At 66.6% G+C, this 4871-nt stretch carries 4 protein-coding genes and 1 pseudogene; all 5 read left to right on the forward strand.

Annotated features, from left to right (window positions below):
* A partial coding sequence (locus NKL06_RS26785; RefSeq protein ID WP_352581286.1) for a hypothetical protein occupies positions 1–575 on the forward strand: 575 nt, incomplete at its 5' end.
* Positions 485–3076, forward strand: coding sequence for a cadherin-like domain-containing protein (locus tag NKL06_RS26790; protein WP_502903794.1), 2592 nt, complete (start codon positions 485–487; stop codon positions 3074–3076). The genes NKL06_RS26785 and NKL06_RS26790, both read left to right, overlap by 91 nt.
* The gene (locus tag NKL06_RS26795; RefSeq protein WP_352581288.1) at positions 2985–3215 is read left to right on the forward strand and encodes an Ig-like domain-containing protein; all 231 of its coding nucleotides are present in this window, start codon (positions 2985–2987) and stop codon (positions 3213–3215) included. The genes NKL06_RS26790 and NKL06_RS26795 overlap by 92 nt, the downstream gene beginning before the upstream one ends.
* A 442-nt stretch (positions 3216–3657) precedes the next feature.
* Positions 3658–3948: pseudogene (locus tag NKL06_RS32785) on the forward strand (Ig-like domain-containing protein); the annotation flags it as partial.
* A 451-nt stretch (positions 3949–4399) separates the two neighbouring features.
* On the forward strand, positions 4400–4759 hold the full coding sequence (locus NKL06_RS26805; protein ID WP_352581291.1) for an Ig-like domain-containing protein: 360 nt from the start codon (positions 4400–4402) through the stop codon (positions 4757–4759).
* Positions 4760–4871 lie beyond the last annotated feature (112 nt).

Genomic DNA, 4871 nt, shown 5'->3' on the forward strand with positions numbered 1-4871 from the left:
ATCGGCCGGCTCCGACCTCGAAGGAAAGCACCACCCAGGGCGGCACCTTCACCATCTCCTCGCCCGACGGCATCGCCTCGCTGACCATCGACGGCCATGCCTTCATCACCAACGGCGTGTTCACCGCCAGCTCCTTCACCACCGCTCGGCAATACGCTGAACGTGACCGGCTACAATCCCGCAACCGGCACCGTCAGCTATACCTACACGCTGCTCGACAACGAGGCCATGCTACCGGAGCCTCCACCAACAGCCTGTTCGAGAACCTTGCCGTCTCGCTCACCGACCAGGACGGCCAGAACGCCACAGGCACGCTGTCCGTCAACATCGTCGATGACGTGCCGACCGCGGTTGCCGACATCGACAGCATCGGGGCCGGCCTGTTCGGCCCGGCCACCGGCATGTGCTGGTTGGCGGAACCGATGCCCTCGACGGCAACACGACCGACGGGGTTGCCGATACCAAGGGCGCCGACGGCGCTGCCGTGGTCGGCGTCGTCGCCGGCGACACCAATGCCGCCCTCGACAATACCGCAACACTCGGCGTGCAGATCCAGGGTCTCTACGGCAAGCTGACGCTGGCCGCCGACGGCACCTACACCTATACCCGCGATGCCGGCTCCGCCGGTGGCCATGACGACGTCTTCACCTACACCATCAAGGACGGCGACGGCGACACCTCGCACACCACGCTGACCATCTCGATCGGCAACTCGCCGCCGGTGATCACCGACCTGANGCCGGCCGCCAACGGCGGCGACGTCACCGTCAATGAGGATGACCTCCTGGCCAGCCGCGGCGTTGGCGAATCGGCCGGCTCCGACACCTCGAAGGAAAGCACCACCCAGGGCGGCACCTTCACCATCTCCTCGCCCGACGGCATCGCCTCGCTGACCATCGACGGCCATGCCTTCATCACCAACGGCGTGTTCACCGCCAGCTCCTTCACCACCGCGCTCGGCAATACGCTGAACGTGACCGGCTACAATCCCGCAACCGGCACCGTCAGCTATACCTACACGCTGCTCGACAACGAGGCCCATGCTACCGGNGCCTCCACCAACAGCCTGTTCGAGAACCTTGCCGTCTCGCTCACCGACCAGGACGGCCAGAACGCCACAGGCACGCTGTCCGTCAACATCGTCGATGACGTGCCGACCGCGGTTGCCGACATCGACAGCATCGGGGCCGGCCTGTTCGGCCCGGCCACCGGCAATGTGCTGGTTGGCGGAACCGATGCCCTCGACGGCAACACGACCGACGGGGTTGCCGATACCAAGGGCGCCGACGGCGCTGCCGTGGTCGGCGTCGTCGCCGGCGACACCAATGCCGCCCTCGACAATACCGCAACACTCGGCGTGCAGATCCAGGGTCTCTACGGCAAGCTGACGCTGGCCGCCGACGGCACCTACACCTATACCCGCGATGCCGGCTCCGCCGGTGGCCATGACGACGTCTTCACCTACACCATCAAGGACGGCGACGGCGACACCTCGCACACCACGCTGACCATCTCGATCGGCAACTCGCCGCCGGTGATCACCGACCTGACGCCGGCCGCCAACGGCGGCGACGTCACCGTCAATGAGGATGACCTCCTGGCCAGCCGCGGCGTTGGCGAATCGGCCGGCTCCGACACCTCGAAGGAAAGCACCACCCAGGGCGGCACCTTCACCATCTCCTCGCCCGACGGCATCGCCTCGCTGACCATCGACGGCCATGCCTTCATCACCAACGGCGTGTTCACCGCCAGCTCCTTCACCACCGCGCTCGGCAATACGCTGAACGTGACCGGCTACAATCCCGCAACCGGCACCGTCAGCTATACCTACACGCTGCTCGACAACGAGGCCCATGCTACCGGCGCCTCCACCAACAGCCTGTTCGAGAACCTTGCCGTCTCGCTCACCGACCAGGACGGCCAGAACGCCACAGGCACGCTGTCCGTCAACATCGTCGATGACGTGCCGACCGCGGTTGCCGACATCGACAGCATCGGGGCCGGCCTGTTCGGCCCGGCCACCGGCAATGTGCTGGTTGGCGGAACCGATGCCCTCGACGGCAACACGACCGACGGGGTTGCCGATACCAAGGGCGCCGACGGCGCTGCCGTGGTCGGCGTCGTNGCCGGCGACACCAATGCCGCCCTCGACAATACCGCAACACTCGGCGTGCAGATCCAGGGTCTCTACGGCAAGCTGACGCTGGCCGCCGACGGCACCTACACCTATACCCGCGATGCCGGCTCCGCCGGTGGCCATGACGACGTCTTCACCTACACCATCAAGGACGGCGACGGCGACACCTCGCACACCACGCTGACCATCTCGATCGGCAACTCGCCGCCGGTGATCACCGACCTGACGCCGGCCGCCAACGGCGGCGACGTCACCGTCAATGAGGATGACCTCCTGGCCAGCCGCGGCGTTGGCGAATCGGCCGGCTCCGACACCTCGAAGGAAAGCACCACCCAGGGCGGCACCTTCACCATCTCCTCGCCCGACGGCATCGCCTCGCTGACCATCGACGGCCATGCCTTCATCACCAACGGCGTGTTCACCGCCAGCTCCTTCACCACCGCGCTCGGCAATACGCTGAACGTGACCGGCTACAATCCCGCAACCGGCACCGTCAGCTATACCTACACGCTGCTCGACAACGAGGCCCATGCTACCGGCGCCTCCACCAACAGCCTGTTCGAGAACCTTGCCGTCTCGCTCACCGACCAGGACGGCCAGAACGCCACAGGCACGCTGTCCGTCAACATCGTCGATGACGTGCCGACCGCGGTTGCCGACATCGACAGCATCGGGGCCGGCCTGTTCGGCCCGGCCACCGGCAATGTGCTGGTTGGCGGAACCGATGCCCTCGACGGCAACACGACCGACGGGGTTGCCGATACCAAGGGCGCCGACGGCGCTGCCGTGGTCGGCGTCGTNGCCGGCGACACCAAATGCCGCCCTCGACAATACCGCAACACTCGGCGTGCAGATCCAGGGTCTCTACGGCAAGCTGACGCTGGCCGCCGACGGCACCTACACCTATACCCGCGATGCCGGCTCCGCCGGTGGCCATGACGACGTCTTCACCTACACCATCAAGGACGGGCGACGGCGACACCTCGCACACCACGCTGACCATCTCGATCGGCAACTCGCCGCCGGTGATCACCGACCTGACGCCGGCCGCCAACGGCGGCGACGTCACCGTCAATGAGGATGACCTCCTGGCCAGCCGCGGCGTTGGCGAATCGGCCGGCTCCGACACCTCGAAGGAAAGCACCACCCAGGGCGGCACCTTCACCATCTCCTCGCCCGACGGCATCGCCTCGCTGACCATCGACGGCCATGCCTTCATCACCAACGGCGTGTTCACCGCCAGCTCCTTCACCACCGCGCTCGGCAATACGCTGAACGTGACCGGCTACAATCCCGCAACCGGCACCGTCAGCTATACCTACACGCTGCTCGACAACGAGGCCCATGCTACCGGCGCCTCCACCAACAGCCTGTTCGAGAACCTTGCCGTCTCGCTCACCGACCAGGACGGCCAGAACGCCACAGGCACGCTGTCCGTCAACATCGTCGATGACGTGCCGACCGCGGTTGCCGACATCGACAGCATCGGGGCCGGCCTGTTCGGCCCGGCCACCGGCAATGTGCTGGTTGGCGGAACCGATGCCCTCGACGGCAACACGACCGACGGGGTTGCCGATACCAAGGGCGCCGACGGCGCTGCCGTGGTCGGCGTCGTNGCCGGCGACACCAATGCCGCCCTCGACAATACCGCAACACTCGGCGTGCAGATCCAGGGTCTCTACGGCAAGCTGACGCTGGCCGCCGACGGCACCTACACCTATACCCGCGATGCCGGCTCCGCCGGTGGCCATGACGACGTCTTCACCTACACCATCAAGGACGGCGACGGCGACACCTCGCACACCACGCTGACCATCTCGATCGGCAACTCGCCGCCGGTGATCACCGACCTGACGCCGGCCGCCAACGGCGGCGACGTCACCGTCAATGAGGATGACCTCCTGGCCAGCCGCGGCGTTGGCGAATCGGCCGGCTCCGACACCTCGAAGGAAAGCACCACCCAGGGCGGCACCTTCACCATCTCCTCGCCCGACGGCATCGCCTCGCTGACCATCGACGGCCATGCCTTCATCACCAACGGCGTGTTCACCGCCAGCTCCTTCACCACCGCGCTCGGCAATACGCTGAACGTGACCGGCTACAATCCCGCAACCGGCACCGTCAGCTATACCTACACGCTGCTCGACAACGAGGCCCATGCTACCGGCGCCTCCACCAACAGCCTGTTCGAGAACCTTGCCGTCTCGCTCACCGACCAGGACGGCCAGAACGCCACAGGCACGCTGTCCGTCAACATCGTCGATGACGTGCCGACCGCGGTTGCCGACATCGACAGCATCGGGGCCGGCCTGTTCGGCCGGCCACCGGCAATGTGCTGGTTGGCGGAACCGATGCCCTCGACGGCAACACGACCGACGGGGTTGCCGATACCAAGGCGCCGACGGCGCTGCCGTGGTCGGCGTCGTCGCCGGCGACACCAATGCCGCCCTCGACAATACCGCAACACTCGGCGTGCAGATCCAGGGTCTCTACGGCAAGCTGACGCTGGCCGCCGACGGCACCTACACCTATACCCGCGATGCCGGCTCCGCCGGTGGCCATGACGACGTCTTCACCTACACCATCAAGGACGGCGACGGCGACACCCGCACACCACGCTGACCATCTCGATCGGCAACTCGCCGCCGGTGATCACCGACCTGACGCCGGCCGCCAACGGCGGCGACGTCACCGTCAATGAGGATGACCTCCTGGCCAGCCGCGGCGTTGGCGA

This window comes from Mesorhizobium sp. C268A (assembly GCF_040324475.1).
GTDB lineage: Bacteria > Pseudomonadota > Alphaproteobacteria > Rhizobiales > Rhizobiaceae > Mesorhizobium.